Origin of the sequence: Nocardia otitidiscaviarum (assembly GCF_007362295.1) — a bacterium.
GTDB lineage: Bacteria > Actinomycetota > Actinomycetes > Mycobacteriales > Mycobacteriaceae > Nocardia > Nocardia otitidiscaviarum.
Genome location: NZ_CP041695.1, coordinates 5024720 through 5049692 on the forward strand (window position 1 = coordinate 5024720; position 24973 = coordinate 5049692).

25 protein-coding genes are annotated in these 24973 nt (G+C 69.2%); 9 read left to right on the top strand and 16 right to left on the bottom strand.

Going from position 1 to position 24973, the window contains the following annotated elements:
* Positions 1-63: 63 nt before the first annotated feature.
* Positions 64-1332: a glutamate-5-semialdehyde dehydrogenase gene (locus FOH10_RS22520; RefSeq protein ID WP_143982215.1), complete on the bottom strand. Its 1269-nt coding sequence runs from the start codon at positions 1330-1332 to the stop codon at positions 64-66.
* A 111-nt stretch (positions 1333-1443) separates the two neighbouring features.
* On the opposite strand from FOH10_RS22520, the gene FOH10_RS22525 reads away from it, so the two are divergent.
* From FOH10_RS22525 to FOH10_RS22540, 4 genes are all read left to right on the top strand, one after another.
* Complete coding sequence (locus FOH10_RS22525) at positions 1444-2961, top strand: MFS transporter (protein ID WP_143982216.1); 1518 nt, start codon at positions 1444-1446, stop codon at positions 2959-2961.
* A 142-nt stretch (positions 2962-3103) separates the two neighbouring features.
* On the top strand, positions 3104-4189 hold the full coding sequence (locus tag FOH10_RS22530) for an LLM class flavin-dependent oxidoreductase (protein ID WP_143982217.1): 1086 nt from the start codon (positions 3104-3106) through the stop codon (positions 4187-4189).
* Between the two features lie 74 nt (positions 4190-4263).
* The gene (locus FOH10_RS22535; RefSeq protein ID WP_039811300.1) at positions 4264-4809 is read left to right on the top strand and encodes a YceI family protein; all 546 of its coding nucleotides are present in this window, start codon (positions 4264-4266) and stop codon (positions 4807-4809) included.
* A gap of 41 nt (positions 4810-4850) precedes the next feature.
* Positions 4851-5177: a GNAT family N-acetyltransferase gene (locus FOH10_RS22540; protein ID WP_143982218.1), complete on the top strand. Its 327-nt coding sequence runs from the start codon at positions 4851-4853 to the stop codon at positions 5175-5177.
* 26 nt (positions 5178-5203) lie between these two features.
* On the opposite strand, the gene FOH10_RS22545 is transcribed toward FOH10_RS22540, so the two are convergent.
* From FOH10_RS22545 to FOH10_RS22575, 7 genes are all read right to left on the bottom strand, one after another.
* Positions 5204-6427, bottom strand: coding sequence for a cytochrome P450 family protein (locus FOH10_RS22545; protein WP_143982219.1), 1224 nt, complete (start codon positions 6425-6427; stop codon positions 5204-5206).
* Positions 6428-6436: 9 nt separating this feature from the next.
* Positions 6437-7606, bottom strand: coding sequence for a cytochrome P450 (locus FOH10_RS22550; RefSeq protein ID WP_228809542.1), 1170 nt, complete (start codon positions 7604-7606; stop codon positions 6437-6439).
* Between the two features lie 77 nt (positions 7607-7683).
* A complete protein-coding gene (locus tag FOH10_RS22555) occupies positions 7684-8289 on the bottom strand; it encodes a GTP-binding protein (protein WP_029927213.1) in 606 nt (201 codons plus the stop codon).
* Positions 8264-8611 carry a DUF742 domain-containing protein gene (locus tag FOH10_RS22560; protein ID WP_029927211.1) on the bottom strand — a complete coding sequence of 116 codons (348 nt, stop codon included), beginning with the start codon at positions 8609-8611 and terminating at the stop codon, positions 8264-8266. Before FOH10_RS22560 ends, FOH10_RS22555 begins: the two co-directional genes overlap by 26 nt.
* Positions 8608-9036 carry a roadblock/LC7 domain-containing protein gene (locus tag FOH10_RS22565; protein ID WP_029927209.1) on the bottom strand — a complete coding sequence of 143 codons (429 nt, stop codon included), beginning with the start codon at positions 9034-9036 and terminating at the stop codon, positions 8608-8610. The genes FOH10_RS22560 and FOH10_RS22565 overlap by 4 nt, the downstream gene beginning before the upstream one ends.
* A 35-nt stretch (positions 9037-9071) precedes the next feature.
* Positions 9072-10265 carry an ATP-binding protein gene (locus tag FOH10_RS22570; protein ID WP_235204407.1) on the bottom strand — a complete coding sequence of 398 codons (1194 nt, stop codon included), beginning with the start codon at positions 10263-10265 and terminating at the stop codon, positions 9072-9074.
* A 185-nt stretch (positions 10266-10450) separates the two neighbouring features.
* Positions 10451-11029, bottom strand: a complete 579-nt coding sequence (locus tag FOH10_RS22575) for a TetR/AcrR family transcriptional regulator (RefSeq protein ID WP_029927205.1) — start codon at positions 11027-11029, stop codon at positions 10451-10453.
* A gap of 134 nt (positions 11030-11163) precedes the next feature.
* Here FOH10_RS22575 and FOH10_RS22580 point away from each other — a divergent pair, with 134 nt between their 5' ends.
* Positions 11164-12882, top strand: coding sequence for a nitroreductase family deazaflavin-dependent oxidoreductase (locus tag FOH10_RS22580; RefSeq protein WP_143982220.1), 1719 nt, complete (start codon positions 11164-11166; stop codon positions 12880-12882).
* A 72-nt stretch (positions 12883-12954) separates the two neighbouring features.
* On the opposite strand, the gene FOH10_RS22585 is transcribed toward FOH10_RS22580, so the two are convergent.
* From FOH10_RS22585 to FOH10_RS22615, 7 genes are all read right to left on the bottom strand, one after another.
* Positions 12955-13986: a zinc-binding dehydrogenase gene (locus FOH10_RS22585; protein WP_186000554.1), complete on the bottom strand. Its 1032-nt coding sequence runs from the start codon at positions 13984-13986 to the stop codon at positions 12955-12957.
* 1 nt (position 13987) lies between these two features.
* Complete coding sequence (locus tag FOH10_RS22590) at positions 13988-15199, bottom strand: LLM class flavin-dependent oxidoreductase (RefSeq protein WP_143982222.1); 1212 nt, start codon at positions 15197-15199, stop codon at positions 13988-13990.
* A gap of 69 nt (positions 15200-15268) precedes the next feature.
* Positions 15269-16147 carry a VOC family protein gene (locus tag FOH10_RS22595; RefSeq protein ID WP_143982223.1) on the bottom strand — a complete coding sequence of 293 codons (879 nt, stop codon included), beginning with the start codon at positions 16145-16147 and terminating at the stop codon, positions 15269-15271.
* 40 nt (positions 16148-16187) lie between these two features.
* The gene (locus FOH10_RS22600; protein ID WP_143982224.1) at positions 16188-17267 is read right to left on the bottom strand and encodes a ferredoxin--NADP reductase; all 1080 of its coding nucleotides are present in this window, start codon (positions 17265-17267) and stop codon (positions 16188-16190) included.
* Positions 17268-17365: 98 nt separating this feature from the next.
* A complete protein-coding gene (locus FOH10_RS22605; RefSeq protein WP_143982225.1) occupies positions 17366-17611 on the bottom strand; it encodes a hypothetical protein in 246 nt (81 codons plus the stop codon).
* An 11-nt stretch (positions 17612-17622) separates the two neighbouring features.
* Entirely contained in the window at positions 17623-18762 is a 1140-nt protein-coding gene (locus FOH10_RS22610) for a 3-ketosteroid-9-alpha-monooxygenase, oxygenase component (protein ID WP_143982226.1), read from the bottom strand.
* 109 nt (positions 18763-18871) lie between these two features.
* Positions 18872-19375 carry a flavin reductase family protein gene (locus tag FOH10_RS22615; protein ID WP_143982227.1) on the bottom strand — a complete coding sequence of 168 codons (504 nt, stop codon included), beginning with the start codon at positions 19373-19375 and terminating at the stop codon, positions 18872-18874.
* A gap of 233 nt (positions 19376-19608) precedes the next feature.
* Between FOH10_RS22615 and FOH10_RS22620 the strand changes: the two genes are divergently transcribed.
* From FOH10_RS22620 to FOH10_RS22635, 4 genes are all read left to right on the top strand, one after another.
* Complete coding sequence (locus FOH10_RS22620) at positions 19609-20451, top strand: IclR family transcriptional regulator (RefSeq protein ID WP_143982228.1); 843 nt, start codon at positions 19609-19611, stop codon at positions 20449-20451.
* Positions 20452-20480: 29 nt separating this feature from the next.
* The gene (locus FOH10_RS22625; RefSeq protein ID WP_143982229.1) at positions 20481-21128 is read left to right on the top strand and encodes a PadR family transcriptional regulator; all 648 of its coding nucleotides are present in this window, start codon (positions 20481-20483) and stop codon (positions 21126-21128) included.
* A gap of 80 nt (positions 21129-21208) precedes the next feature.
* Positions 21209-22927 carry an MFS transporter gene (locus FOH10_RS22630; protein WP_143982230.1) on the top strand — a complete coding sequence of 573 codons (1719 nt, stop codon included), beginning with the start codon at positions 21209-21211 and terminating at the stop codon, positions 22925-22927.
* A gap of 130 nt (positions 22928-23057) precedes the next feature.
* A complete protein-coding gene (locus FOH10_RS22635) occupies positions 23058-24287 on the top strand; it encodes a bifunctional 3,4-dihydroxy-2-butanone-4-phosphate synthase/GTP cyclohydrolase II (protein ID WP_143982231.1) in 1230 nt (409 codons plus the stop codon).
* Here the strand turns inward: FOH10_RS22635 and FOH10_RS22640 are convergent.
* Complete coding sequence (locus FOH10_RS22640) at positions 24278-24937, bottom strand: TetR/AcrR family transcriptional regulator (RefSeq protein WP_244961332.1); 660 nt, start codon at positions 24935-24937, stop codon at positions 24278-24280. The genes FOH10_RS22635 and FOH10_RS22640 overlap by 10 nt on opposite strands.
* Between the last annotated feature and the right edge of the window lie 36 nt (positions 24938-24973).

The window sequence follows — 24973 nt, forward strand, 5'->3', positions numbered from 1 at the left end:
GTCCTTCCTGGAGGGGCGGATGGGTACACCGTACGGTGTATAAACCCATCCGCACCAGTTGTACTACACGGGCCGAATCTGCCCGTCACCCCACACGATCCACTTGGTGGAGGTCAGTTCCGGCAGGCCCATGGGGCCGCGAGCGTGCAACTTCTGGGTGGAGATGCCGATCTCCGCGCCGAAGCCGAACTGCTCACCGTCGGTGAAGGCGGTGGAGGCGTTCACCATGACGGCGGCGGCGTCCACCCGGTTGGCGAATTCGCGGGCGGCCCGCAGATCGCCGGTCACGATGGCCTCGGTGTGCCCGGTACCCCAGTGGTTGATGTGCTCGACGGCCGCGTCGAGATCGTCGACCACCTTCAGGGCGATATCCAGGGAGAGGTATTCGTCGGCCCAGTCGGTATCGGTGGCGGGCACCAGACCGGGCAGGTCACCGTGGATGGTGACGCCCGCACCCTCCAGCGCGGCGATCAGCCGCGGCACCGCCGTATCGGCGATGGTGGCGTCGATGAGCACCGTTTCGGCGGTATTGCACACGCTCGGGCGGCGGGTCTTGGCATTGAGCAGAATCGATTCCGCCATCGCGAGATCCGCGTCCCGGTGCACGTAGACGTGGCAGTTGCCGGTGCCCGTCTCGATGGTCGGCACCAGCGCGTCGCGCACCACGGCGCTGATGAGTCCGGCACCGCCGCGGGGGATCACCACGTCCACCAGGCCGCGCGCCTGGATCAGGTGCGTGACGCTGGAGCGGTCCTCGGCGGGCAGCAGCTGCACGGCATCCGACGGGAGACCCTGTGCGGCAAGGGCTTCGCGCAACACCTCGACCAGCGCGGTATTGGACCGCACGGCGGAGGAGGAACCGCGCAGCAGGGCGGCGTTGCCCGACTTGAGGGTGAGCCCGAAGGCGTCCACCGTGACATTGGGCCGCGCCTCGTACACCATGCCGACCACGCCGAGCGGCACCCGCACCTGCCGCAGCTCCAGGCCGTTGGGCAAGGTGGACCCGCGCACCACGTCGCCGATCGGATCCGGCAGGCCCGCGACCTGCCGCAGTCCGGAGGCGATGCCGTCGATGCGGGCCGCGGTCAGCCGCAGCCGGTCCAGTTGCGCCTCGGCGGTGCCGCCCGCCGCGGCGATCTCGATATCCTCGGCATTGGCGGCGAGCAGCCGATCCTTCGCGGCGAGCAGCGCGTCGGCGGCGGCGTGCAGCGCCTCGTTCTTGCGCGCGGTGGTGAGCTGTGCGAGCGTGCGCGAGGCGACCCGGGCCCGGCGCGCCGCCTCGTGCACCACCTCGCGGACGTTGTCCAGGTCGGCGGCAGTTCCTGCTGTCATGGGTACAGCCTAGGCGCACGCGTTCGAGCGGTTTCCGCGGCTGCGCCCCGAGCGCCTGTCACCCGCGGCCGCCGCCCGGCAGTCGTCGGTGGCTGCGGTTACGGTGTGCTCATGGCCGCGAGCATTCAGATGTCGTCGGGGGCGGGACGCTGGACACTGCTGGCGACGGTGCTCGGGTCGGGAATGGCCATGCTCGACGCCACGGTCGTGAACGTGGCACTGCCCAAGATCGCCGCGGAGTTCGGCTCCTCCATGGCCGGATTACAGTGGACGGTCAACGCCTACACGCTGACGCTGGCGGGCCTGATCCTGTTGGGCGGATCGCTCGGGGACCGGTTCGGGCGCAAGAAGGTGTTCCTCATCGGCGTGGTGTGGTTCGCCATCGCGTCGGCGCTGTGCGGTGCGGCGCAGGATATTTCGATGCTCATCGCGGCGCGGGCGCTGCAGGGCGTGGGCGGGGCGCTGCTGACGCCCGGATCGCTCGCCATCATCCAGGCGTCGTTCGCGCGGGAGGACCGGGCCAAGGCGGTCGGCGCGTGGTCCGGACTGGGCGGCGTGGCCGGTGCCATCGGACCGTTCCTGGGCGGCTGGCTGGTGGACGTCGCGGGCTGGCGGTGGGTGTTCCTGCTGAATCTGCCGCTGGCCGCCGTGGTGATCGCGGTGACGCTGCGGCACGTTCCCGAGACCTTCGACGAGGAGGCCACCGGCAGGTTCGACATTCTCGGCGCGGTGCTGGCGGCGCTGAGCCTGGCCGGAATCACCTACGCGCTCACCGAGGCTCCCGACGCGGCCGGGAACACGGCGCTGGTGATCGCCGGTGGCGTGGCCGGTGTCGCCGCCGCCATCGCCTTCATCGTGGTGGAGCGCCGCCGCACCGGACGCGGCACGCACCCGCGCGCCATGCTGCCGGTGGACATCTTCAAGTCCCGGCAGTTCACCTCCATCAACCTGGTCACCTTCGTCATGTACGGGGCCATGGGCGTGGTGTTCTTCCTACTGGTGCTGACCTTGCAGGTGGTGGCGGGCTTCGATCCGATCGCGGCGGGCACGGCCATGCTGCCGGTCACCGTGCTCATGCTGCTGCTGTCGGCCCGGGCCGGGGCTCTCGCCCAGCGGATCGGGCCGCGCATTCCGATCACGGTCGGCGTGCTGCTCGCGGCGGTCGGCATGCTGCTCATGACCCGGATCGGACCGGATACCTCGTATCTGTGGGATGTGGTGCCCGCCGCCCTAGTCTTCGGCCTCGGGTTGTCCCTGGCGGTGGCTCCGCTCACCGCGACCGTGCTGGCCGCGGCCTCCGAACGCCACGCGGGCATCGCCAGCGGAGTGAACAATGCCGTGGCCCGCGCGGCCGGTCTGCTCGCGGTGGCCGCCATTCCACCGCTGGCGGGGCTCACCGGCGACGCGTACACCGATCCGTCGGTCTTCGCGAGCGGCTTCCGCGTGGCGCTGCTCATCTGCGTGGCGCTCATGCTCGGGGCCGCCGTCCTCACCTTCACCACCGTCCGTGACGACACACTGAGCACCGCCGCGCCGGACGCCGAACCGGAGTGCAAGGTGCACTGCGCCGTGACCGGGCCGCCGCTCGAGCCGACCGAGCACGGCGCGCATCCGCACCCGCGCGGCTGAGCCCGTCCCACCCGTAACCGGTGTCACCGTGCGCCGGTCGGAATATCCGCGCACCTGCGTGTCGTTCACTTGGTTGCCATGTCCACAAATTGTCGATATGGTTGCCACATCCACCAAGTGGATGCCACGACGAGGAGGACGCGTGCAGTTCGGAATCTTCACGGTCGGTGACGTCACCGCCGACCCGACCACCGGCCGCACCCCCAGCGAGGCCGAGCGCATCAAGGCGATGGTCGCCATCGCGCGGAAGGCCGAAGAGGTGGGCCTGGACGTATTCGCGACCGGCGAGCACCACAATCCCCCGTTCGTGCCGTCGTCGCCGACCACCATGCTCGGCTATATCGCGGCGCGCACCGAGAAGCTCATCCTGTCCACCGCGACCACGCTCATCACCACCAACGACCCGGTGAAGATCGCCGAGGACTTCGCCATGCTGCAGCACCTGGCCGACGGTCGCGTCGACCTCATGCTCGGACGCGGCAACACCGCACCGGTCTACCCCTGGTTCGGACAGGACATCCGCGAGGGCATCCCGCTGGCCATCGAGAACTACCAACTGCTGCACCGGCTCTGGCGCGAGGACGTGGTGGACTGGCAGGGCCGCTTCCGCACTCCCCTCCAGGGCTTCACCGCCACGCCGCGCCCGCTCGACGGCGTCGCGCCGTTCGTCTGGCACGGTTCCATCCGCAGCCCCGAGATCGCCGAGCAGGCCGCCTACTACGGCGACGGCTTCTTCGCCAACAACATCTTCTGGCCCAAGGAGCACTTCCAGCGGCTGATCGGGCTGTACCGTCAGCGCTACGAACACTACGGACACGGTTCGGCCGATCAGGCCATCGTCGGTCTGGGCGGACAGGTGTTCATGCGCAAGAACTCCCAGGACGCCATCCGCGAGTTCCGCCCCTACTTCGACAACGCGCCCGTCTACGGCCACGGACCCTCGCTCGAGGACTTCATGGATCAGACACCGCTCACCGTGGGCAGCCCGCAGCAGGTCATCGACAAGACGCTGACCTTCCGCGAATCCTTCGGCGACTACCAGCGGCAGCTGTTCCTGATCGACCACGCCGGACTGCCGCTGCCAACCGTGCTGGAGCAGCTGGATCTGCTGGGCGAGGAGGTGATTCCGGTACTGCGCCGGGAATTCGCCGCCGCGCGCCCGGCACACGTCCCGGACGCGCCCACCCACGCCTCGCTACTGGCACAGCGCACCGCCGCCGCCAAGTAGCCGGTTCGACCCCCATCGCACGACCACGACACCGCACAACCGCGACACCCGCACAACCACAACGAGGAGTAATCATGACCGCCAGCACCACCGCCCTGACCGCCGGAACCTGGACCATCGACGCCGCGCATTCCACGCTCGGCTTCGCGGTACGCCATCTGATGGTGTCCAAGGTCCGCGGCCGCTTCACCGACTTCTCCGGCCAACTCGTCATCGGCGAGGACGGCACCGCCAGCGCCGAGGCCGAGATCCGCGTGGACTCGGTGACCACCGACAATCCGCAGCGCGACGCCCACCTGCGCACCGCCGACTTCTTCAACGCCGAGAACTTCCCGCTGGCCACCTTCAAGTCCACCGGTTTCCGGGTCAACGGCGAGGACTTCGAGGTCGACGGCGAGTTCAGCATCGCCGGAGTCACCAAGCCGATCACCCTCGAGGTGGAGTTCCTGGGCGTGAATCCGGGCATGGGTCAGGGCCCGGTGGCCGGTTTCGAGGCCAAGACGGTCATCAATCGCCGAGATTGGGGAATCACTATCGATATGCCTCTGGCCGACGGTGGCGCGGTGATCGGCGACAAGATCACCCTCACCCTCGGCATCGAGGTCGTCCAGCAGGGCTGAACCACTTCGCCGCGCGGCGAACCGATCGAAAGCGAGGAAGTATGAGCGACCCGACCGTCATCCAGCGGGACGACGCCACCCCGGAACAGTTCGATATCGAGGTGGATGGTGAACGCGCCGGACTGGCCGCTTATGTGGATACCGGTGACCAGCGCATCTTCTACCACACCGAACTCGATGATCGGTTCTCCGGCCGGGGCCTGGGCAGCGTCCTGATCCACGCGGCGCTCACCGAGACCCGGAAACAGGGCAAACGTGTCGTCCCCGTCTGCCCCTTTGTCGCGCACTTCGTGGAGAAACACCACGACTTCGACGACCTCCTGGATCCGGTGACCCCGGAGGCCAAGGCGGCGGCCACGGCCGAGTAGCGCGGCCACCGCGACAGGTCTCCCGGCTACGCCGCCTCCAGATACACCGGCAGGGCGGTGTGCCCGTTGGAGATGAAGCTGGCCAGAGGTGTCAGCTGGTCCGGCGCGACCGCGAGCCGCATGTCCGGGAAGCGCCGGAACAGCGCGGGCAGCGCGGAATTGGCCTCCAGCCGGGCCAGCGGCGCACCCAGGCAGTGGTGCGCGCCGTACCCGAAGGCCATATGGCTCTTGTCCGCCCGCGCCAGGTCGAGCTGGTCGGCGGTATCCCCGTGCACCTTCGGGTCGCGGCCGGGTCCGGCGTAGCAGGCCAGGATAGGATCGCCCTTGGCGATGCGCACGCCGTCGAGTTCGATGTCGTCCACCGCGTAGCGCAGCGGCACGTGCACGACCGCACCCTCCAGCCGCAGCGATTCCTCCACCAGATCCGGCCAGGCCGCCCGGCCCGCCATCAGGTCGGCGCGCGCCTCCGGATGGGTGAGGGTGGCGAAAATGGCCTGGTCCAACAGGTTGATGGTGGTCTCGTGCCCGGCGGTGATGACCAGCAGCAGGGTGTCGACGAGTTCCTGCTCCCCCAGCGTCGACCCGTCCTCGTCGCGGGCGGTGATGAGCACACTGGTCATATCGTCGCCCGGGGTCTCGCGCTTGTAGGCGATGAGCTCACCCAGAATCCGATAGAGCTCCAGGTAGTTCGCCTGCGACTCCTCGGGGCCGAGGGTGGTGTCGAAGACGCCGTCGGCGCACTTGCGCAGGCCGGGCACCAATTCGTCGGGCACACCCATGAGTTCGGAGATCACCCGGATCGGCAGCGGGTAGCAGAACGCCTCCCGCAGATCGACCGGCTCCCCGGCCGGAGTGGCGGCGATGGCGTCGAGCAGTTCCGCGGTGATGGCCTCGATGCGCGGTTGCAGGGCGGCGGTGCGGCGCGCGGTGAAGGCGGGCGCGACGAGCCGGCGCAGCCGCCGATGATCGGACCCGTAGGCGGTGAACATATTGTTGACCGCCACCCACAGGAACAACGGCCAGTCCTGCGGGATCTCACCGTTGATGAAGGCGGGCCAGTGCTGACGCGGATCCTTCGAGACGCGCGAATCGGTGAGCAGGCTCTCCAGCAGCGCGGTGTCGGTGACCGACCACGCGGTCACGCCGCCGGGCAGTTCCACCAGGCTCGCCGGTCCACGCTCGCGTAGTCGATCGATCTCGCCTTGGATGTCGGTGCCCGTGGGATCCAGGACGATGGGGTCGGTGGTCACGCTTTCTCCTTACGGCACGGTCAACGGGGCAGTCGGGGGGAAGACGACCGGCAGCGCGGTGAGGGACCGGTGGAAAGGTCCCGGCCGCCAGGCCAATTCGTCCACGGCGACGCCGAGCCGCAGGTCGGGCAGTGCGTCGAGCAGTTGGTCGATGGCGTCCTCGGCGATCAGGTACGCCGTCGGGCGGGCCGGGCAGGCGTGCGGTCCGACGCCCCAGGACAGATGCGCGCGATTGTGCAGCGTCCGCCCCGCACCGATGTCCGGATCGTTGTTGCAGGCGGCCATGCTGATCACCACCGGCTGATGCGCGGGCAGCCACACCCCGTCGATGAGCATGGGCTGGCGCGGATAGCTCACGCAGTAGTTGGCCATCGGCGGATCGGTGTAGAGCACCCGGTCCAGGGCATCGCGGGTGGTGAGGCTGCCCGCGTGCAGACCGTCGGCCAGGGTGCTGTCGACGAGCATGTGCCGCAGCGCGTTCACGATGAGGTTCTGCGCCGGTTCGATGCCCGCGCCGTAGAGGGTGACGATCTGGTGGATCATCTCCTCGTCGGACAGTTCGGCCGGATCGGCCGCCAGACGGGAGACGATGTCGTCACCGGGCCGGGATCGCTTGCCGAGCACCAGTTCCAGAATGGCCTCGGTGAGGACGCGGTTGCCCTGTTCGGCGTCGACGCCGTCGAAGATGGCGGCCATACCGGCGGCGATGCGCTGGCCGATCTCCGCCGGGCAGCCCAGCAGGGCGTTGACCGCCTCGAAGGCGAGCGGAAACGCGTACTGGGCCATCAGATCCGCGCTTCCGGACGCGCAGAAGGCGTTGATCAGCGGTATCGCGATGCGCTCCACGGTGTCGTGCAGGGCGTAGAGGTCCACGGCGCGGATGGCCGCCACATTGGCCTGCCGGTACCGAATGTGCTCATTGCCCGCGCTGCGCAGGGCGTTCGGCCGCCATTCCAGCATCGGCATGATCGGGCTGTCGGCGGGTGCGGTGCGCTGCCAGTACCGGGGGTCGGCGGGAAAGTGCTCGGGGTCGTTGAGGATTCGCACGGCGGTGCGGTATCCGATGACCAGGGTGGCGGGTATGCCCGGAGCGAGGTCGACCGGGGCCATCGGGCCGAAGCGGCGGCGCATCTCGGCGTAGGCGCCGTGCGGGTCGGCCGCGAATTCGGCGGTGTACATGGCGATCCGGGGTCCATCGGAGCCGATGGGCGAGCCGTAGGGCACCGGGGCGGTGATCGGCTCGATGACATTGCGGGTCACCGCATGGACCCCGCACGGCGGGACAGGTATTCCACCAGCGTGATCAGGGAACGCACACAGGTACCGCGATCGCGGGCGTCGAGCGCCATCAGCGGGGTGTCGGGGGTGAGGTCGAGTGCGTCGCGCACCTCCTCGAGCGGGTACCGGACCGCGCCGTCGAACTCGTTGATGCCGACGGCGTAGGGCACCTCACGCTCCTCCAGCAGCGCCAGCACCTCGTCGGACTGTTCGATCCGCCGGGTGTCGACCAGGACCAGCGCGCCCAGCGCGCCGCGGGCCAGCTCCTCCCACAGCGGGACGAAGCGATGCTGTCCCGGGGTGCCGAACAGGTACAGGGCCAACCGCGGATTCAGGGTGATGCGACCGAAGTCCATGGCCACGGTGGTGGTCGTCTTACCGGGCAATCCGGCCATATCGTCCACGCCCACACTGGCTTCGGTAATGGTCTCCTCCGTGTGCAGCGGCCGGATCTCGGAAACGCTGGCGACGAAGGTGGTCTTGCCGACGCCGAAATTGCCCGCCACCAACAGCTTCACCGACCGGGTGACGGTATCGGGAACGTGATCGACGACGAGCTCAGGCCGAGAGAGCGCGGAGCCCATTCAGTACCTCCTCCAGCAACGCAGCATCCGGCAGTTCCTCGGCCGGGGTAGGAGTGGTCAGGTGTCCGCTGTCGAGCAGGTCGGCTGCGACGATCTTCACGACGGACGGCGGCAGGTCGAGATATGCCGCGACCTCGGCGAGCGACAGGACACCACGACGGCAGATGCTCAGTACCCGGATCGCGTCGGGAGTGGCCCCGGGGTCGGGTTCCCGCGCCGCGATCACCAGGGTGACCAAGCCCAGATTCCGGGTCGGCCGGCTCCGGCCGCCCGTGCGCACGTACGCCCGGACCAGGTCCGGATCCCGCCGCTGCCCGGTCATTGCAGGTCGCCGCCAACCCTCTGGTTCGACATCGAACCCAGTTCGTGCCCGACGCGGACCGCGAGCGCGTTCATGCGGTGCGCGACCAGGCTGACGTCCACCTCGGTGGTGGTGGCCACCCCTAGCAGCGCACCCACGCCGGCGGCGGTAATGAAGATCATCCCGCCGTCGTACTCGGTCATGTTCTGGCGCACCGAGTTCGAATTGCCGCAGAATTCGCCGAGCGCCTTGCCCAGTGAACGCAGGCCCGACGCCGCGGCGGCGAAGCGCTCGGCGTCGTCCACGCCGATACCACCGGTGTGCGCGATCCGGAGCCCGTCGTCGGAGAGTAGGACGGCGAAACGCACGCCTGGAATCTCCAATTCGCTGAGCATCCACGCCAATTTGTTGGCGCGTTCGGTTACGGCGGTGCCGGGTGTTCCCATCGGAAACGTCATCCCTTCGGTGTCAACGTGCGCTGTCAACGCGCGGCGGCGCGGCCGCTCTGCGAACCGCTGTGCCAGGCGGCGGCGATATCGGGTCGAGCAATGGTGCTGGTGTCCTGCTGCGTTTCCGCCTCAGGGCGCGGCTCCCGAGCGGTGCCCACGGCCGCGAGCGCGGGCGACCGGCGACGGCGTTTGGGCAGACCACCTTCGGTGATATCGCGCACCGATGCGGGCTCCTCGGTCGGCGCCGGGGCCGGCGCGGGGTCGGGTGCGGGGGCGTCGACCTGCGGCACCGGCACCACCTCGGTGGCGGGGCCGTCGACTCCGGCGCGGCGGGGAACGAACAGCGCCTCGGGCACGAACACCATCGCCCTGGTGCCGCCGTAGGCGTTGGGGCCGTCCACGTAGACGGTGAAGCCGTAGCGGCGGGCCAGCGCGGAGACGCTGGGGAAACCGACGCGGGGGGTGGGACCGAGCTGGTGGATGTCGACCGAGCGCTCACCCGCGAGCACCTGGCGGGCCTCCTCCATCTGCTCGTTGTTCATGCGCACGCCGGCGTCGTCGATGATGATGGTGACGCCGTGGTGCCCCTCCTGGAATCCGACGTCCACGTACGAGGTGGGCGGCGAATAGCGCAGGGCGTTGTCCAGCAGCGTCGCGATGGTGTGCACCAGCGGTTCCACGGCGCGGCTGATGACCACCCGGTCGAGCTGGTTGAACCGCACCCGGGTGAAGTCGCGCACGCGGCCGATCGCGCCGCCGACGATGTCGGTGAGCGGCTGCTGCGGCCAGCGGCGGCCGGGCAGGCCACCGGAGACGATCACGTACGACTGGGCTTGGCGCAGCATCTGCTGCACGCTGTGGTCGATGCGGGTGAGGGTTTCGTAGACCTCGTCGCCGCGATGTTCGCGCAGCGCGTTGCTCACCACCTGACCCACGTCCGCGCCGAGGCTCACCACGGAGGTGCCGAAGGAGCGCACCGCAGCGCCGGTGGCCGTGCGCGCACCGGATTCCAGTTCGGCGCGCACCGATGCCTCGGCACGGGCGACGGCTTGGCGCGCTTCCTCTTCGAATTCGAGTCGGCTCTGCTCCCAGGCTTCGGTGCGCATCCGAAGCTCGTGCTCCAGCGCCCGGGCGCGCGTGCGCTCCCGTACCGCATAGGCACCGAGCGCTCCGAGGAGCAACAGAGCGACGACCCAGGAAATCACCATGGCGATGGATAGATTCACAGCGTTCGGTCTCGCCCTTCCTCGCAGCTCATGTCGAGTGTTCGGAGATCGCGCGCGCGGCAGCGGCTTTCATTGCGCGCGGACTGCGATCCCGACGACTCGAACACAGTAGCAGCATCACAGCGAATCCTCGACCGACTCCGCAAGATCGGAAAACCGTGCACTGCACGGTATTACGCGAGGTGTCAGTTCGCGGTGGCGGCGGCGCGGGTGTACTGGGCGACCAGGGCGGTCAACTGTTTCCCGGTGCGCTCCAACGGTTCGGTGGACCGCTGTGCCAATGACATGACAATCGCGCCCTCTACTGCGGCGATGATGGTGGTCGCCAGCGTGCGTGCGGTCTCGGGGTCGACCTGCTCGGCCCGCAGGCGCTCGGTGAGGATGTCCTCCCATTCGGCGAAGACGTCCCCCGCGGCGTCGGCGGCGGCCGCCGATTCCGCGCGCCCCAGCGCCGCGGCCACGATCGGGCAACCCGCGGAGAAATCGCTGGCTATGAGGGCTTCACGCCAGATCCCCGGCACGGCGGCGATACCGGAGACCACATCGGCGCCGGCCGCGAAAGTTCGGATAAGGGCACTTGACGCCGCACCGGCCGCCCGGGTGGCCTCGGCGACCAATTCGGCCTTGCCGCCCGGGAAGTTCAGATAGATCGAGCGACGCGAGATGCCGCTGTGCTCGAGCAGTTGCGCCACGCCGGTGCCCGCGATGCCGTAGCGGCGCATGAGGTCGATCGCACTGTCGACCAGTTTGTCCCTGGCTCCCATCCGCGCACCCCTTTCCGCGTCGGCCCGCGATGATCAGTCTACGGCTTGTCCTAGACCGGTTGGTGTACTACCGTCCGAGTATACCGATTGGTCTACCAACCCGGGCAACCACTCCACACGAACGGGGGCCAACGATGCCGACCCTGCACGATCCGCTACCGCTCGCCTGCGGCCGGACCCTACCCAACCGGATCATGAAGTCCGCCCTCAGCGAGGGCCTGGGCAACGCCGACCTCGCACCCGACGAACGCCTCGAACGGCTGTACCGCCGCTGGGGCGCGGGCGGCTACGGCCTGCTCGTCACCGGCAATGTCATGGTGGACGGCCGCCACCTCGGCGAACCGGGCAATGTGGCCATGGAGGACGAGCGCCACCTCGGAGCCCTGACCCGCTGGGCCAAGGCGGGCAAGGACGGCGGCACACCGGTGTGGGTCCAGCTGAACCACCCGGGTCGGCAGGCCAACCCGCTCGTCACCCGGCACCGCCCGGTCGCCCCGTCGGCCGTCGCGCTGACCATTCCGGGCCTGCCCGCCCCGCGCGAACTCACCGAGGACGAGATCCTGGACATCGTCGGCCGCTTCGGCACCGCCGCCCGGGTGGCGGAGGCGGCCGGATTCGACGGCGTGCAGATCCACGGGGCACACGGCTACCTGGTGTCGCAGTTCCTGTCGCCGCTGTCGAATCGCCGCACCGACGCCTGGGGCGGTGATCCCGAGCGGCGGGCGCGATTCGTGCTCGAGGTGGTGAAATCCATTCGGGCTCAGGTGAGCCCCGGTTTCGCCCTCGGAATCAAGTTGAACTCGGCCGACTTCCAGCGCGGTGGCTTCACCGAGGCGGAATCGCGGGACGTGGTGGCCCGGCTGGCGGCCGAAGCCGTCGACCTCATCGAGATCAGCGGCGGCAGTTACGAATCCCCCGCCATGATGGGCCGACCGCGCACGGTCGCGGCGAGCACCCGCGCCCGGGAGGCGTACTTCCTGGACTACGCCGACACCGTGCGCAGCGTGGCCGGGTCCACGCCGATCGGGGTGACCGGCGGGTTCCGCTCCGCCGCGACGATGGCCGAGGCGGTCGCCTCCGGGCGCTGCGATGTGGTCGGGCTGGGCCGCCCGACCGCCGTGTTCCCCACCGCCGCGGCCGATCTGCTCACCGGGCGCACCGAGGTGCTGCGCCCGCCGCACGTCACCCTGGGCCTGCCGCCGCGGTTGGCGGCCAACGGCAACCTGAAAGCGTTCGACGGCGCGCTGGATCTGCAGTGGCACACCGACCAACTGCACCGCATGGGCTCCGGGGCGGATCCGGATCCGGCCCGCTCCCCCTGGCTCACGGCCGTGAACATGGTGCGCCACCACGGTATCGACGCCTTCCGCAGCAAGCGCTCCCCCGCCTCGCGCTCCGCCGACGACCGGGCGGCCCGCAAGTTCCGGCGGGAACGCGCGCTCGGCCGCTACCTCATGAATCCGACGGTGCGGGCGCTGGATCGGGTGGGTGTGCGCACCACGCTGGCCACCGAGATCGAGACCATCGGCCGCAAATCCGGTGCCCCGCGCCGGGTTCCGGTCTCGGTGCTGTTCGACGACGAGGGCGCGTGGATGATCTGCCAGCACGGCATGCGCTCGGGGTGGGGTCGCAATATCGCCGAGAATCCGACCATCCGGGTGCGCCAGGGCGATCGGTGGCGCACCGGCACCGCCACCCTGCTGCCGGAGGACGACGTGGTGGCGCGGGCGCGCACCTTCGCACCGCATCCGCTGCTGGCGCCACTGGCCCGAACCATGTTCGCCGCGCTGGAGACGACTCCCGTCACCGTGCGCGTCACCTTCACCGATCAGGATTCTCCCGTCCGATCCTGAAACGCGGTGAATACCCGACGGCGGTCGTTCGAATCCAGTGCTCGAACGACCGCCGTCGGCCCTGCCCGGGGCTCACAGATCCGGGCGGACCAGGATCTGGATGTGGTCGTCGGGGCGGCGCAGCGCCTCGATCGCTCCCGCGACGCCGTCGAAACCGACCTCGTCGGTGATGAGCGAGGCCGCGTCGACGGTGCCCTCGGCGATGCGGCGCAGGGTGCGCGCGTACTCCTCGTGCGGGTACACCATGCACATCTGCACCGAGATGTCCTTGTAGATGCCCACGATGGGCCGGATCACGTCATCGGTCATGACCGCGCCCACCTGGAGAATCCGGGTTTCGCGCGGACACCGGTACAGCAGGTCGTTGAGCAGTCCGGGCACCGCGGCGCACACCCAGACGTGCAACTGCTGCCCGGGCGCGGCCAGCTCCCGCCAGACGTCCACGGGGTCCTCGGCGGCCGGATCGATCACCCGGTGCGCCCCCAACCGGAGCGCCGCCGCCCGGCGCAGCGGGGACGGATCCGAGGCGACGATCGGTGCCGCGCCACGCTCCGCGAGCGCCGCCACCGCACCCAGACCCACGGGCCCGCAGCCGATCACGATGCCGGTGCCCTCCGGGCCGATACCCGTACGAGCGACATTGCCGAAGCCGACGGCCAGCGGTTCGGTCAGGGCCGCCACCCGCGGCGGCACATGCTCGGGAATGGGCTCCAGCGCCATGGCCTGCAACACCATGCGCTCCCCGTAGCCGCCCGGGAAGTCGTTGGAGTACCCGACGCCGTGGATGCCGCCCGCCGCGTCCAGCGCCCACGGCAGCGCGACCACGGCCTGGCCCTCGGTGTAGGGCGTATCCGGTCCGGCCCCGATCACCCGGGCCGCCAGTTCATGGCCCATGACCAGGTCGCGGTGCGGGTCGAACAGGAAGGTGGGCACGCCGCTGTCGCGGGACGCCCGCAGGAATGCGTCGGTGTGGTCGAGGGCCTGTTTGTCGGAACCGCAGATCCCGCAGGCGATCGTCTCCACCAGCACCTGACCGGGTCCGGGCACCGGTTCGGGCACCTCGTCGACCACGAGCCGCCGATCACGCATGACTACCGCGCGCATCTCACTGTCCTTCCCGACGGGGCCCGAGCGCGGCGGCCAGCGCCTGTCCGTGCCGTTCGAAGGCGGCCTCCACTCCGGCCCGCATACCGGACATGAGTCGCTCACTGTTGGCATTGGCCCAGTCCAGCGAGGCCACCCGATTGCGGTTCGCGCGGGTGAAGTGCGGAATGACGTGTTCGGCGAACAGCCGCGCCGAACGTCGGGTGGCGTCCCGGTCGGCCACGTCGAGCGCCAGCACCAGGAAGGTGCCGAATCCGCCGGACTGCTCGGCCAGATCGGTGATGGCGGCGATGGCGTCATCCGGGGTGCCGATGGTGGCCCGGCCGAAGGCGGGGAATCCGGGGCCGACCCACTGCGCCACCGCCTCGGCGGCGGTATCGCCCCAGGGCACGTCCATGCCGCTGAGCTTGCGGATGTAGTCCACCAGATGCCCGATGCCCCATTCGACTTCGCGCCGCGCCTGGTCGCGGGTCTCGGCCAGGTGCATGGGTGCGACCAGCCGCCAGTCGGCGCGGCGCACGGTGTGGCCGTACTCGGCCATGGTCTGCTCGTAGACCCGGAAGTTGGGCAGCAGCGCCTCGTAGCCGCTGGGATCGGAGGCCGCGAGGGAGAGCAGCCCGGCGCCGTGGCGTCCGGCCAGCACCGCACCGGACGGCGAGATCGTGGACGCCACCGCCATTTCCAGGCCGTGCTGCTGATAGGGCAGCAGTTGCAGGCGGGCCTCGTCGAGCTCGAACCAGTCCGTCTTGGCCGTGACCACCTCACCGCGGAACAGCCGGACGAGGACGTCCATCGACTCGTGCATCATGTCGCGCTGGCGGGGCTGGGGTATGCCCATCATGGCCGCGTCGGAAGCCAGCTGCCCCGGGCCGATGCCCATCATGAGCCGCCCCTTGGTGAGATGGTCGACCAGGCACAACCGGTCGGCCAGCATCATCGGCTGGTGATAGGGCAGTGAGTTCACGCCGGTGCCGAGCCGGATGTGGGTGGTGCGCTGCGCGGCGGCGGCCAGGAACACCTCGGGCGCGGCGATGATCTCCATTCCGGCCGAATGGTGTTCGCCCACCCAGGCTTCGGCGAAACCGAGCCGGTCGGCCAGTTCCACCAGTTCCAGGTCGCGCTGGAGTTGCAGGGTCGGATTGCCGTTCAGCGGGTGGTACGGCGCGATGAAGAAGCCGAACCGGGTGGGTCCGGACGCGGTGGGCTGATGCACGTGTCGACGCTCCTTTGCGGGTATGCAGTTGTGGGTCCGACGTTGTGGGTCCGACGAGGTGGGGCCGGGTCAGCCTCGGGCCCATTCGTGACCCCAGTAGCTGTCGGCGGTCATCTCCTCGGCGACGTAGTCGTCGCCGACAAGCATTCCCGCGCAGCCGAATTCGAGATCCCAGCCGCCCGGCGTGCGGACGTAGAAGGAGATCATCTTGTCGTTGGTGTGGCGGCCCAGGGTGGAGGAGAGGTGGTAGCCCGCCGCGGTGACGCGGTCCAGGGCGCGGCCGACGTCGTCGAGCGTGTCCACCTCGACCATCACGTGCACGATGCCCGGTCCGTCGGGACGGCTGCCCGGGATGAGGGCCAGGCTGTGGTGGCGGGCGTTGACGCCCAGGAACCGGATCCAGATCGGCTGCTGCGGCGGACCCACGCGGAAGGAGCCGCGCGCGGTGAAATCCAGTACCTCGGTGTAGAACCGGCGCGCGGCCTCGATATCGCACACCGGCAGCACCACATGTCCGAGTCCCAGCTCGCCGGTGACGAAGCGGGCGCCGTGCCGGGTGAGCACCGGGCTGTGGTCGAGCAGCGGACCGTGGAACACCTCGATGGTGAAGCCCGACGGATCGGTGAACGCGATGGCCTCCTCCACGTGCCGGGCCGCGGCCTCGGCCGGTGACAGCGCGGTGACCGCGACACCCGCCTGCTCCAGGGTTTCCCGCACCAGGGTCAGCGACCGGCCGTCGGCCACCTGCCAGCCCACGGCGATCACCTCGTCGCGGGCGCCGGGCACCAGTTCGAAGCGGTAGGTGTGCTCATCGGTGCGCAGGTAGACCGATTCCGGATTCGGCCCCGACCCCTCCGCGAAACCGATGGTGTCGAAGGCGAATTCACGCCAGGCCCGCACGTCGGCGATACGCGCCCGCACATAGCCGAGGGAGCTGAGGACAGCCATGGGAACTCCTCTGGGTTCGGAGGGAATCGGTTCGGGGGAATCAGGAATAGGTGACCGAGACGTCGTCGGTCTCCGGGACGGCCTGACAGGCGAGCACATAGCCCTCGGCCAGGTCCTCGTCCGTGAGCACCTCGTTGCGGCGCATGGCGACCGCACCCGAGACCACCCGGCACACGCAGGCGCTGCACGCCCCCTCCCGGCAGGAGTAGGGCGCTTCGATGCCCTGCGCCAGCAGGGCGTCGAGCAGGGTCCGGCGGCGCGGCCAGTCCACCTCGTGCTGCTCGCCGTCGAGCTCCACGTGCGCCGTCGCCGGTGCGCCGGAGTCGGGTCCGTCGTCGAGTGCGGTGTCGGTGCCGGTGTCCTCGAAGGGGTTTCCGGTGAGCGAGACGAACTTCTCCAGGTGCACCCGCTCGCGGTCCGCGCCGAGTTGGGTCATGGCCGACGTGACCGCGTCCATGAACGGGCCCGGGCCGCAGACGAAAATCTCCCGCCCCGCCCAGGGGCGCGCCACCGCCGCCAGCTGCGCCACGGTCGGCAGGCCCTGCACGCTCTCCAGCCACTGCCAGACCAGCAACCGCTCCGGATGCGCCGCGGCGAGTGCGGCGAGTTCGCCCGCGAAGATCACCGATTCGGCGTCGCGATTGGCGTAGAACAGCGTGATGTGGCCGGTGCCCTCGGCGAGTGCGGCCTTGAGTATCGACAGGACGGGGGTGATACCGCTGCCCGCACCGAACAACAGCAGGTCGGTGTCCAGCGAGGCGGGGGTGAACAGGCCCGCCGGGGGCAGCGCCTCCAGGGTGGTGCCCGCTACGGCGTTGTCGCACAACCAGTTCGAGCCGTAGCCGCCGGGGGTGCGTTTCACGGTGACCTTGAGCGGGCCACCCTCGTGCGGCGCGCTCGACAGCGAATAGCAGCGGCTCACCGAACCGGTCAGCGCACTGGGGATGCGCAGGGTCAGGAACTGGCCGGGCCGGTAGCCGAAGCGCGCGGCGTGCGCCGGTTCGGGCGCGAGTTCCAGCGACACCGCGTCGTGGGTTTCCCGCACCACGCGCACCACCCGCACGCTGGCGACAGCACCGCCGTGTCGGGCGCTGTCCGGTTCCAGCTCTGTCACCGTCATCCATTCCTCCAGTACTCTTCACGCGCTCGGTACTCTGCACGCGCTCCGCGTCGTGGCGGCCGACCGCCGCCGCGCGGGCGACCGGCTCGGCGCGACACTCAGCGCAGCGTCCGGCCGCGGGTGCGCACGTCCGCGTCGCGCGTGCTCACGCCCAATTCCCCGGCCGCCACCGCGTTCTCGATGCTGGCCCGCAACGCCGGGCAGGTGTGCGAGCGCAGTCCGTCGCGAGCCAGACCGGTACACGCGGCCACGGCCGCACTGTTCCACTGCACGCTGGTGTGCTGCGGGCTGAACTTCTCCACCGCGACGCACGTCCCGCAGGACCGGCACGAAACCTGTTCCATGGCAGCGCCTCTCAGAACGGCGCGGTCGCGCCCTCGGCCAGGTTCGCGGCGACCTCCGCCTCCCACGCGGTGACCGCGCGGCTGGTGTCCACCTCGAATTCGAAGCGGGTGGTCATCTCCTCGGTGACATCCGCGACGTCGGTGTAGAACTGCTCGTACCAGCGGCGCAGCTGGTAGACGGGGCCGTCCTCCTCGCACAGCAGCGGATTGTTGATGCGGCTCTTGCGCTTCCAGATGGCGGCGTCCTGTTCGAACCCCTTGCCCAGACCGCCCGCGAACTTGTTCGCGATCTCGAGGGCCCTGTCCTCGTCCATGCCCTCGGGCTTCTTGACGATGGCCCCGTACTGGAGCACGAACCGGTTCTCCGAGACCGGGTAGTGGCAGTTGATCAGGTAGCCCTCGACGGTCAGCCCGGCGCTCTCGCTGCGCAGGTAGTCGATCATGTAGGAGGGGCCGTAGTAGGACGCCTCGGAATGCAGGACGTTCTTGCCGCCCAGGGCTTTCGCGGTCTCGCCCATCATGTCCTCGCGCGAGATGGAGGTCATGTACTGGCTGGCGACGTGGCCCTCGAAGACGTTCTTGAAGAAGGTCGGGAAGCCGTAGTGCACGTAGAAGAAGTGCGCCATGTCGACCACGTTGTCGATCACCTCGCGGGCATTGGCGTCGACGACCATGCTGTTCCAGGTCCAGTCGGTCCAGCCGTCGTCGAACGCGCCGTCGATGCGCGGAATGGCCAGTTCGGCGGGCGGCTGCCGGTGCTCCGGGTCGTTCCACACGAAGAGCTGTTTGTTCTGCTCCATGGTCGGCCACGCCCTGGTGCGGGCCAGCGGCGGCACCCGGCGCGCATAGGGGATGCCGGTGCATTTGCCCTTGCCGTTCCAGCGCCAGTCGTGGAAGGGACAGGCCAGGGAATCGCCTTTGACGGTGCCGTCGGCCAGGTTGCCGCCCATGTGCGGGCAGTAGGCGTTGAGCACGTTGAGCGCACCGTCGGAGCTGGCGAACACCACCAGTTCGGTGCCGAAAGCCGTGATGCTGTGCGGCTTTCCGTCGCGGAAGGAGTCCGCCAGACCCAGGCAGTGCCAGCCGCGGGCGAACCGCGTGGGCGGTGCGCCCGCGTCGATCACGCGCACGTCACTGTCCGTGGTGGTCATGTGAGGTCCTTTCGAGAATCCGTTGGTTCGAGGTTGCGGCCGCGGTGCTGGGCGTCGCAGGCGAAGTCCCGCTGGCCGGGAGGTGGCTACCGGTAGTCGAGACGCCGGACTACCGCTGGGCGAGACGCTCGAAGGCCGCCCGGTAGAACACCAGCGGCGACGCGTCGGAATGTTCGGTCAGGCCGGTGACGCGGGCGATGACAACGGTGTGGTCACCGCCGTCGACCTCGTCGTGGAGTTCGCAGTCGATGCTGGCCAGCGCCCCGGCCAGCCGGGGTGCGCCATTGGCCGAGGGCGTCCAGTCCACGCCCGCGAACTTGTCCGGCCCCCGGCTGCCCAGCCGTCGGCAGAGCTCGTCCTGATGGTCGGCCAGGATGTTCACACAGCAGCGGCCCACCCGCCGGATGCGCGGCCACGTGGTGGAGGTGCGCGCCGGAAAGAAGCTCACCAGCGGCGGGTCCAGGGACAGGGCGGCGAAGGATTGGCAGGCGAAGCCGACGGGATGCCCGTCGTCCAGCGCGGTGATCACGGTGACGCCGGAGCAGAACCGCCCCAGCACGGCCTTGAACGCCGCCGCGTCGATCGCCGGAACCTCGTCGAGAGCCGGTTCCACGGCAACTCCTTATTTCGATCCGAAATATCGCTGGCAGTCATAACAGCAGGTCGGGCCGAGGAAGCGTCAATATCGGGGTTCGGTCACCGGGACACGGATCCGTGGAACATACGTAGTTCTCCCGATTCCTCCGTATGTGCCGCAGGGCACTGTGATGGGTAGCACAACGTCCGAAACAGGTACATGCCTAATCGGCATAGTCCTAGACTGGACACGAACCAACGGAGGTACTCATGTCCGTCGCCCTGCTCTCTTCGGCGGAGAACCGAACCCCCATGCGCGGCAGAGACTCTCACACCAAAGACGCCCGCAACACCGCCGCGGAGGTCCCGGTGTCGATGATCGAGCGCATGACGCTCATCCTGGACGCGTTCGATGCCTCCACTCCGACGCTCACCCTGCTCGGCCTGGTCGAGCGCACCGGACTGCCACGTTCGACGGTCCATCGCATTCTGGACCAAATGATCAAACTTCGCTGGCTGGCGCACACATCCGGCGGATATCGGCTGGGTATGCGCGCCCTCGAACTGGGCGGACTCACCGCCGACCACAACGAGATCCGCGACGCCGTGAGCCCGCTGCTGCACGAACTGTCCCAGCGCACCGGCATGGTCGGCCATCTCGCCGTGCTCGACGGGCGCGATGTGGTGTACCTGGACAAGGCCGGTGGCCGTTTCGCCGCCAGCCTGCCCACCCGACTCGGCGGCCGGATGCCCGCGCACGCTACAGGACTCGGCAAGGCCATGCTGGCCTGTCTGGAACCGAATATCGCCGAGGCCGCGGTGCGCGCCCGGCTGCCCCGGCTGACCCCGCGCACCATCTGCGAGGCCGAGGCGCTCAGCCGCGAGCTCCAGCAGATCCGCCTGCGCCAGGGGGTGGCGATCGACCGCGAGGAGGCGGTGGTCGGAATCGCCTGCGTGGCAGCGCCGCTGCGGGGACGCGGCACCGCGCCCGCGGCCATCTCGCTGTCGGGGCGCGCCGACGCCATGAGCTTCGACCGGCTGGCCCGGGTGGTGCTCGAGGTGGCGCATGAGGCCGGCCGCACCCTGTTCCCGCGCCGTGCCCACTGGCGCTGAGCCTGGACGGGCGGGGGTAGATTGCAGTGATGACCGAAGGCGCAGCAGCGCGGTCCGGGCATTCCGACGGGCAGCGCCCGGACCTTCCGACAACGGCGTGGGCCGTGCTCGGAATGCTCTCGCACGCCGATGAACTGTCCGGTTACGACCTGAAGAAATGGGCCGACTGGAGCCTCCAGTTCTTCTACTGGAGTCCGTCGTTCAGTCAGATCTACGCCGAACTCAAACGGCTGGAGAAGTACGGCTACGCGACCTCGCGCACCGTGGTGTCCGAGGACGGCATGCGCGGAAAACGCATGTACGCCATCACCGAATCGGGTCGCGAAGCCGCCGCGCACTGGGTGAACCACTCCCCCGTCGAGGCGCCGGTGCTGAAACACAGCGTGATGCTGCGGGCCTGGCTCGGTCATCTGGCCGAACCGGAGCGAATGCGCGAAATACTGGGCCAGCACATCGATTACGCCGAAACCATGCGACGGCGCGCCCAGGCCGACGCCGACGGCGCGGACGCCAATCCGGAATGGGCCTATCCGAGCGCGGTACTGCGCTGGTGTGTACGCCATTACGAGGCGGAGCGGGAATTCGCCCGAGATCTCCTGGACGACCTGGACAAATTGGCGAAAAAGCGTAACCGGCGCAATGCAGCCGGGAACCGGAATTCCGATAATTCCCACTGACCGAACTCGGTTGTTCTCGGCGATCTCCGGGTGTGACACGGTTCACGCCATCGTGTTACCTACCCACCTGGAGGACGAATATGTCCACCTCCGTCGAAACCACGACGCCGTCGGGCGTCGGCGATGAGGACACCGGCCGTCTCGACGGCGCGTCGAAGCTGAGGATCTTCGGTGTCCTCGCGGTGATCGTGCTGTTCACCGAGGTCGCGCCCATGCAGTACGTCATGGTGTCGGCGGCGCTGCGCCAGATCGCGCCCAGCTTCCCGACCGTGGGCGCCAATCTGAACTGGGCCATCATCATCTTCGGCGTCATCGGCGCCGCCACCTCACCGCTCATCGGCAAGCTGAGCGATATCTGGGGCAAGAAGAAGATGTTCCTCACCTGCGGCGTGCTGTTCATGATCGGCTGCGTCATCTGCGCGGTCACCAGCAACTGGCTGCTGTTCCTGTTCGGCCGGGGACTCCAGGCGACGGCCATCGCCACCGCGGTGATCTCCTACGGACTCATTCGAGATCTCATGCCGCGCAGGCTGGTTCCGGTCGGCATCGGCATCGCCGCCACCGGACTGGGCGTCTCGGCGCTGGCCGGTCCGCTCATCGGCGGCTGGATCGTGGAGCACAACAGCTGGCGCGCCATCTTCTGGTTCCTGTTCATCTTCACCGCGGTGATGATCCCGCTGGTGATCCTGGTGGTGCCGGAATCGAAACTGCGGGTGCCGCAGCGGCTCGACGTCGTCGGTGCGGCCCTGCTGGGCGCGGGCGCGGTGCTGACCCTGATCTACCTGGACAACGGTCAGGCGTGGGGATGGACCGAGCCGACCTCGCTGGCGTACCTGATCGGCGGCCTGGTACTGCTGGCGCTGTTCCCGGTGGTGGAGCTGCGGGTGAAACAGCCGATCATGGATATGAAGCTGCTGTTCACGCCCCGGGTCAGCGTGGTGCTGTTCATCGCCCTACTGGCCTCGTTCATGATCGGGTACCAGTCCTACGCCATCGGCTACATGACCCAGTCGCCGCCCGAGTCCGCGGTGGCCGGCGAGGTCACCGCCGCCACCTGGGAGCAGGTGAAAGCCGGTGCGATGCAGCAGGCGCAGGCCGCCGCCGAGGAGCAGGCCCGCGCACAGCTGCCGCCCGGGGTGGAGCTGCCGCCGGGCGCGGTCCAGGTGCCCGAGGAGGCGGTGCTCGCGCAGCTGCCGCCGGATATGGTGCGGGTGCAGATGAATCCGGGGTATTCCTACGGCGAGGGCTTCAGTCTGCTGGAGTTCGCCACCCACCTCGCGTTGGCGCAGGCGGTGATCTCCATGATCTTCGGCTTCGTGGCCGGGCTGTGGATTCGCCGATCCGGTGCGCGCATACCGCTGATCGTGGCGCTGTGTATCTTCGTCGGCGCGGCCGTCGCCTATGCCGCGCTCGGGCACGGCTGGGTGACCCTCGCCCTGATCAGCGCGGTCTTCGGAATCGCGTTCGGCATCTACTACGCGGCCACCCCCAATCTCATCGTGGAGGCGGTGCCCGCCCAGCAGCAGGGCGTCAGCGCGGGCATGCTCGGCGTCATGCAGGCCATGGGCGTGGCCATCGGACTCGCGGTGGCGACCGCCTTCCTGCACGCCAATCCGGTCGCTGCGGATGTGACGGTGACCGGGCAACCAACGGTCACCAGTGAGATCCCGCTGCTGTTCTCCGATCGCGGGTACGAGATCACCTTCTGGGTGATCGCCGCGACCTCGCTCATCGCGCTGCTCGGCGCGATCTGGATGAAGCACGGCCGCACCCCGGCCACCGGCGGCACCGCCTACTGAGCGGACCGAGCCCGACCGTATGCGGCCCGGAGGCGATGTGCCTCCGGGCCGTGTCCGGTGATCGAGACGCGACCTCGCTGTTCTCCACCCGACATATTTCGATGTGAAATACCGGAGGAGGTGGTCGACGATGACCGGTCAACTCGACCCGATCGCGAACGCGGTGGCGGCGCTCGCACGCGGCGACATGGTGCTCGTGGTGGACGACCAGAACCGCGAGAGCGAGGGCGATCTCGTGCTCGCCGCCGAGCACGCGACGGCCGAACGCATCGCGTTCCTGGTGCGGCACACCAGCGGTCTGCTGTGCGTCCCCATGCCGGGAGCCGATCTCGACCGTCTCCGGCTGCCGCCCATGACCGCGGTGAACCAGGACCCCAGGGGAACCGCCTACGCGGTGGCGGTGGACGCCGCGTCGGGGGTGAGCACCGGGATCTCCGCTGCCGACCGGGCGCACACCATGCGCCTGCTGGCCGATCCGCGCACGACTCCGGAGCAGTTGACCCGCCCCGGGCACGTGCTGCCGCTGCGCGCGAATCCCCGTGGCGTACTGGGCCGTCCGGGCCATGCCGAAGCCGCCGTCGACCTGCTGCGACTGGCCGGAATGCGGCCCGCCGGGGTGATCGCGGAGGTGGTCACCGACGACGGTTCCGTGGCGCGGCGGCCCGAGCTGCTCGCCCTGGCGCGCGCCCACGACCTGCCCGTCATCTCCATCGCCGACCTCATCGCCTACCGAAAGCGGCTGGAGCCCGGTGTATCTCGGGTGGCCGAGACACGCCTGCCCACTCCGGCAGGCGAATTCCGGGTCATCGGCTACGCCGACGAGTATTCCGGCGCCGAGCATCTGGCGCTGGTGTATGGGGATCCGGCCGGCACGGACAGCCTCGTCCGCGTGCATTCGGAATGCCTCACCGGCGACGCCTTCGGTTCCCTGCGCTGCGATTGCGGCGCACAGCTCGACGCCGCCCTGCGGTCCGTCGCCCACGCGGGCCGCGGGGTGGTGGTGTACCTGCGCGGCCAGGAGGGCCGGGGCATCGGCCTGCTGAACAAGCTGCGCGCCTACGAATTACAGGACCACGGCGCCGACACCGTGGACGCCAATCTCGCCCTCGGCCTACCCGTCGACGCCCGCGATTACGCTGCCGCCGCCCGCATCCTCGCCGACCTCGGCGTGCGTTCCGCACGGCTGCTCAGCAACAACCCCGCCAAACAGTCCGGGCTCGAGGCGCACGGCATCGCGGTCACCGACCGCATTCCCCTGCACACCCGCCCGACCGAACACAACGTGCGCTACCTACGCACCAAGCGCGACCGCATGCGACATCAACTCACCGACGTGGACCCGGCCGTCGGCTACCTCTGATCCGCGGCCGCCCGGGTGGCGTCGAGATCGCGGTTCGCGCGCTGTGGTGCCGCAGCCGCTTTCGGTGCGCTCAGCAGGTTTTCCAGACGCGCCGCCATGGCCGCGCCCGCGGCGTGCAGGGGTTCGGCCGAGCGGAGGGTGCGGCTCAGGATGAACGCGCCCTCGAGCGCGGACAGGATGGCGAGGATGGTCTCGCGGGCGTCGGTCGGGGTGAGGCCGCGGCGCACGAAATAGCTTGTGCCCCGGTCGATCCAGTCGGTGACGACCTCGGCGGCGACCGCGCGCAGGTCGGGTTCGCTGTCCGCGATCTCGCCCGCGACCGTGCCGACCGGGCACATGTTCATCCAACCGCTCTGCTCGATGGTGTCGGCGGCCGCGGCGAACGCGGCGGGTACGGCCGCGCGCAGATCGTCGTGCGGGTCCATGAGCAAGGGCAGCAGCTGGATGTAGGCCGCGCCGGAGGTGCGCAGCGCCTCGGCGGCGATCTGCGGCTTGCCGCCCGGGAAGTGGTGGTAGAGCGAGCCCATGGGCGCGCCCGAGGCGGCGGTGATCTGTTTGACCGTGACCGCGCTGTAGCCGTGCACCCGCATGAGCTCGGCGACCGCCGTGACGAGGCGGTCCCTGGTACCGGTTGACATCTTCTCACTCACCCCACCAGACTAGAGCAAACGCACTAGAGCGTCTGC

Excerpts from the sequence above, each read along its gene's own strand:
- FOH10_RS22550 (WP_228809542.1), bottom strand. The coding sequence starts at position 7,606 with ATGTACACCGCCGAATTCGCGGCCGACCCGCACGGCGCCTACGCCGAG.
- FOH10_RS22635 (WP_143982231.1), top strand. The coding sequence starts at position 23,058 with ATGACCGGTCAACTCGACCCGATCGCGAACGCGGTGGCGGCGCTCGCA.
- FOH10_RS22525 (WP_143982216.1), top strand. The coding sequence starts at position 1,444 with ATGGCCGCGAGCATTCAGATGTCGTCGGGGGCGGGACGCTGGACACTG.
- FOH10_RS22575 (WP_029927205.1), bottom strand. The coding sequence starts at position 11,029 with ATGGGAGCCAGGGACAAACTGGTCGACAGTGCGATCGACCTCATGCGC.
- FOH10_RS22620 (WP_143982228.1), top strand. The coding sequence starts at position 19,609 with ATGTCCGTCGCCCTGCTCTCTTCGGCGGAGAACCGAACCCCCATGCGC.
- FOH10_RS22565 (WP_029927209.1), bottom strand. The coding sequence starts at position 9,036 with ATGGGAACACCCGGCACCGCCGTAACCGAACGCGCCAACAAATTGGCG.
- FOH10_RS22595 (WP_143982223.1), bottom strand. The coding sequence starts at position 16,147 with ATGGCTGTCCTCAGCTCCCTCGGCTATGTGCGGGCGCGTATCGCCGAC.
- FOH10_RS22625 (WP_143982229.1), top strand. The coding sequence starts at position 20,481 with ATGACCGAAGGCGCAGCAGCGCGGTCCGGGCATTCCGACGGGCAGCGC.
- FOH10_RS22585 (WP_186000554.1), bottom strand. The coding sequence starts at position 13,986 with ATGCGCGCGGTAGTCATGCGTGATCGGCGGCTCGTGGTCGACGAGGTG.
- FOH10_RS22605 (WP_143982225.1), bottom strand. The coding sequence starts at position 17,611 with ATGGAACAGGTTTCGTGCCGGTCCTGCGGGACGTGCGTCGCGGTGGAG.
- FOH10_RS22610 (WP_143982226.1), bottom strand. The coding sequence starts at position 18,762 with ATGACCACCACGGACAGTGACGTGCGCGTGATCGACGCGGGCGCACCG.
- FOH10_RS22630 (WP_143982230.1), top strand. The coding sequence starts at position 21,209 with ATGTCCACCTCCGTCGAAACCACGACGCCGTCGGGCGTCGGCGATGAG.
- FOH10_RS22560 (WP_029927211.1), bottom strand. The coding sequence starts at position 8,611 with ATGACCGGGCAGCGGCGGGATCCGGACCTGGTCCGGGCGTACGTGCGC.
- FOH10_RS22580 (WP_143982220.1), top strand. The coding sequence starts at position 11,164 with ATGCCGACCCTGCACGATCCGCTACCGCTCGCCTGCGGCCGGACCCTA.
- FOH10_RS22520 (WP_143982215.1), bottom strand. The coding sequence starts at position 1,332 with ATGACAGCAGGAACTGCCGCCGACCTGGACAACGTCCGCGAGGTGGTG.
- FOH10_RS22555 (WP_029927213.1), bottom strand. The coding sequence starts at position 8,289 with ATGGGCTCCGCGCTCTCTCGGCCTGAGCTCGTCGTCGATCACGTTCCC.
- FOH10_RS22540 (WP_143982218.1), top strand. The coding sequence starts at position 4,851 with ATGAGCGACCCGACCGTCATCCAGCGGGACGACGCCACCCCGGAACAG.
- FOH10_RS22535 (WP_039811300.1), top strand. The coding sequence starts at position 4,264 with ATGACCGCCAGCACCACCGCCCTGACCGCCGGAACCTGGACCATCGAC.
- FOH10_RS22600 (WP_143982224.1), bottom strand. The coding sequence starts at position 17,267 with ATGACGGTGACAGAGCTGGAACCGGACAGCGCCCGACACGGCGGTGCT.